This window comes from Piscinibacter sp., assembly GCF_050175855.1.
In the GTDB taxonomy this organism is placed as follows: Bacteria; Pseudomonadota; Gammaproteobacteria; order Burkholderiales; family Burkholderiaceae_C; genus Piscinibacter.
Genome location: NZ_JBFXIO010000485.1, coordinates 1 through 3,282 on the forward strand (window position 1 = coordinate 1; position 3,282 = coordinate 3,282).

Genomic DNA, 3,282 nt, shown 5'->3' on the forward strand with positions numbered 1-3,282 from the left:
CGACGACCTTTTCGCCGTATGCCATGGTGCTGCTCCAACAACTCGTTCTTCAGTGTGCCGTCCACTGGATGGTGCTGATGTCCACCCCATCCTGGTACATCTCCCACAGCGGGGACAGCTCGCGCAGTTTGGCCACGCGGTCTTTCAGCGTGCTGACCACGTAGTCGATCTCTTCCTCGGTGGTGAAGCGGCCGATCGTCATGCGCAGGCTCGAGTGGGCCAGCTCGTCGGAGCGGCCCAGCGCGCGCAGCACGTAGCTCGGCTCCAGACTGGCCGAGGTGCAGGCCGAGCCCGACGACACCGCGATGCCCTTGATGCCCATGATCAGCGACTCGCCCTCGACGAAGTTGAAGCTCATGTTCACGTTGTGCGGCACGCGCTTCTCGGGGTGGCCGTTGAGGTAGGTCTGCTCGATGTCCGACAGGCCGCGCAGCAGGCGCTGCTGCAGCGAGCGGATGCGCTCGAGCTCGGTGCCCATCTCCTCGCGGGCGATGCGGAAGGCCTCGCCCATGCCGACGATCTGGTGCGTGGGCAGCGTGCCCGAGCGCATGCCGCGCTCGTGGCCGCCGCCGTGCATCTGCGCCTCGATGCGCACCCGCGGCTTGCGGCGCACGTACAGCGCGCCGATGCCCTTCGGGCCGTAGGTCTTGTGCGAGGCCAGGCTCATCAGGTCGACCGGCAGCGTCTTCAGGTCGATCGCGACCTTGCCGGTGGCCTGCGCCGCATCGACGTGGAAGACGATGCCTCGCTCGCGGCAGATCGTGCCGATCGTGGCGATGTCCTGGATCACGCCGATCTCGTTGTTGACGAACATCACCGAGGCCAGGATGGTGTCGGGCCGCAGCGCCGCCTTGAACTTCTCCAGGTCGAGCAGGCCGTCTTCCTGAACGTCGAGGTAGGTGGCCTCGAAGCCCTGGCGCTCCAGCTCTCGCACCGTGTCGAGCACGGCCTTGTGCTCGGTCTTGACGGTGACGATGTGCTTGCCGCGCCCCTTGTAGAACTGCGCCGCGCCCTTGAGCGCGAGGTTGTTCGACTCGGTGGCGCCGCTGGTCCAGACGATCTCGCGCGGGTCGGCGCCGATCAGCTCGGCCACCTGCTCGCGCGCCTTCTCGACCGCCGCCTCCGCCTCCCAGCCCCACGCATGGCTACGCGATGCCGGGTTGCCGAAGTGCTCGCGCAGCCAGGGAATCATCGCGTCGACCACGCGCTGGTCCACCGGGTTGGTGGCGCCGTAGTCCATGTAGATCGGGAAGTGCGGGGTCATGTCCATGACGGGGGCGGAAACGGGGGTCTGCTTACTTCGTGAAGGCGTTGCCGAGGGCGAACACCGAGTTCGGCGCCGTCACCTTGATCGGCTTGACGACCGGCTGGCTGGAGATGGCGCGCTTGACCGGGTGCTCCTCGATCGACACGCCCTTGGCGATCTGCTCGTCGACCAGCTTCTTGAGCGACACGGAGTCGAGGAACTCGATCATCTTGGCGTTCAGGCCGGCCCACAGGTCGTGCGTCATGCACTTGCCGCTCTCCTCGCCCATGCAGTCGCCCTTGCCGCCACAGCCGGTGGCGTCGATCGGCTCGTCGACGGCGACGATGATGTCGGCCACGGTGATCTCCTCGGCCTTGCGGCCGAGCGAGTAGCCGCCGCCGGGGCCGCGGGTGCTCTCCACCAGTTCATGGCGGCGCAGCTTGCCGAACAGCTGTTCGAGGTAGGACAGCGAGATCTGCTGGCGGGCGCTGATCGCGGCCAGCGCCACCGGCCCGGTGTGCTCACGAAGCGCCAGGTCGATCATGGCAGTCACGGCAAATCGGCCCTTGGTGGTCAGTCGCATCTCAAATCTCCTAAAGCCGGCAACGGCACGGGGGTTCTGGAATCTGTCCAGGCAGTCGGCTCTCGAACAAGGCCCGGCTAATCCCGAGCGGTTTGGTCGAGTATACCTGAAACCGACTTTTTCGGTCGGGATCGATGCCGAAAGTTCCCCTTATCTCGCCGGGGTCTGCCGTCGAATCAGCTCCAGCAGGCCGTCGCAGGCGTCCTCCACCAGATCGAGCACCTCCTCGAAGCCTTGCGGCCCGCCGGCGTACGGGTCGGGCACGACCGGGCTGTCGTGCCGTCGGCAATGCTCGGTCAGGCGGCCGAGCTTGCGCAGGTGGGCGGGCGGGCAGCGATCCTCGAGCAGCGCGAGGTTGTCCCAGTCCATGGCCAGGATCAGGTCGAACCGGTCGAAGTCGACATCGACCACCTCGCGGGCGCGCAGCGCGCTCAGGTCGTAGCCGCGCCGGGCCGCATGATGAGCGGAGCGGTAGTCCGGCGGCGCGCCAGCGTGCCAGGCATGCGTGCCGGCGGAATCGACGCGCACCGCCTCGTGCAGGCCGGCTTTACGCAGCTTGTGGCGCATGACGGCTTCTGCCGTAGGTGACCGGCAGATGTTGCCCATGCACACGAAAAGAACGCTCGAGATCATCGCCGTCCATGTCGAGGGGCCGAGATTGTCCCTCAGCTGGCGCCACTCGCCCAGGGCATGGCAAGCTGCGGGCATGACCCGCATTGCTCCAGAACGCTGGCGGCTCGACGCCGGAGAATCCGATGTCGCCGTCCTCGAGGTACCACCGGCGCTTGTCGGGCGGCGCTTCGAGGTGGACGTGCGCCTGGTGGTGCGATGCCCCGCGCCGGCGCACGGCGCCTGGCATGCCCTGACGATCGAGCTCGACGGGCGCCGCCACTGGTCGCGCCGCATCGCCACCAGCAATCCCGGCGAGACCGACAGTCTCGACTACCACTGCCGCGTCGAGGTGCCCGAGGGCAGCGGCTTGCGCATTCGCGCCATGGCCGCCACGCACGGCGCACCGCGGCAGCAACTGTTGATCGAAGCGGAGGAGTCGTGACGCGCACTTTCCTGGCAGCGCTCGCCGCGCTGGCATCGCTCGGCACGCCCGCCATCGCGACGGCCGCCGGCAACTGCGACGAGATTCGCGCCCGCATCGACGCCAAGATCCAGGCGTCCGGGGCACGGGGCTACCGGCTCACCGTGGTCGAGAGCGGCGCCAAGGTTCCCGGCAAGGTGGTCGGACGCTGCGACCTCGGCCAGCAGCAGATCGTCTATCTCGCGCGCCCGGCTGCCCCGTCCGCGCAGGAGGAGCCACTGCTCACGGAATGCAGGGACGGCACAGTGCAGCGCGGCGGCGATTGCCCACGCTGACGTTCGCCCCTCGCCGATGAGCGCGCCGCTTCGCTGTTTCGACGTCTGCAACGGCGACGCCGACGGCCTGTGCGCGGTGCGCCAG

The 3,282-nt window shown here is 68.0% G+C and carries 5 protein-coding genes; 2 read left to right on the plus strand and 3 right to left on the minus strand.

Annotated elements, in window-relative coordinates; all coding sequences use genetic code 11:
* Positions 1-49 precede the first annotated feature (49 nt).
* The 3 genes from AB7U92_RS24355 to AB7U92_RS24365 form a co-directional block, all read right to left on the minus strand.
* Positions 50-1,270 carry an IscS subfamily cysteine desulfurase gene (locus tag AB7U92_RS24355; RefSeq protein ID WP_428582989.1) on the minus strand — a complete coding sequence of 407 codons (1,221 nt, stop codon included), beginning with the start codon at positions 1,268-1,270 and terminating at the stop codon, positions 50-52.
* Positions 1,271-1,295: 25 nt separating this feature from the next.
* Positions 1,296-1,829: a Fe-S cluster assembly transcription factor gene (locus AB7U92_RS24360; protein ID WP_428582991.1), complete on the minus strand. Its 534-nt coding sequence runs from the start codon at positions 1,827-1,829 to the stop codon at positions 1,296-1,298.
* Between the two features lie 150 nt (positions 1,830-1,979).
* A complete protein-coding gene (locus tag AB7U92_RS24365; RefSeq protein WP_428582993.1) occupies positions 1,980-2,396 on the minus strand; it encodes a low molecular weight protein-tyrosine-phosphatase in 417 nt (138 codons plus the stop codon).
* Here AB7U92_RS24365 and AB7U92_RS24370 point away from each other — a divergent pair.
* Positions 2,395-2,883 (plus strand): hypothetical protein, encoded by a 489-nt coding sequence (locus AB7U92_RS24370; RefSeq protein WP_428582995.1) that lies wholly within the window; start codon positions 2,395-2,397, stop codon positions 2,881-2,883. The two genes, AB7U92_RS24365 and AB7U92_RS24370, sit on opposite strands and share 2 nt — an antisense overlap.
* Entirely contained in the window at positions 2,880-3,197 is a 318-nt protein-coding gene (locus tag AB7U92_RS24375) for a DUF1161 domain-containing protein (RefSeq protein ID WP_428582997.1), read from the plus strand. The genes AB7U92_RS24370 and AB7U92_RS24375 overlap by 4 nt, the downstream gene beginning before the upstream one ends.
* Positions 3,198-3,282 lie beyond the last annotated feature (85 nt).

Coding starts and splice junctions, on each gene's coding strand:
- AB7U92_RS24355 (WP_428582989.1), bottom strand. CDS start 1,270: ATGGACATGACCCCGCACTTCCCGATCTACATGGACTACGGCGCCACC.
- AB7U92_RS24370 (WP_428582995.1), top strand. CDS start 2,395: ATGACGGCTTCTGCCGTAGGTGACCGGCAGATGTTGCCCATGCACACG.
- AB7U92_RS24360 (WP_428582991.1), bottom strand. CDS start 1,829: ATGCGACTGACCACCAAGGGCCGATTTGCCGTGACTGCCATGATCGAC.
- AB7U92_RS24365 (WP_428582993.1), bottom strand. CDS start 2,396: ATGCGCCACAAGCTGCGTAAAGCCGGCCTGCACGAGGCGGTGCGCGTC.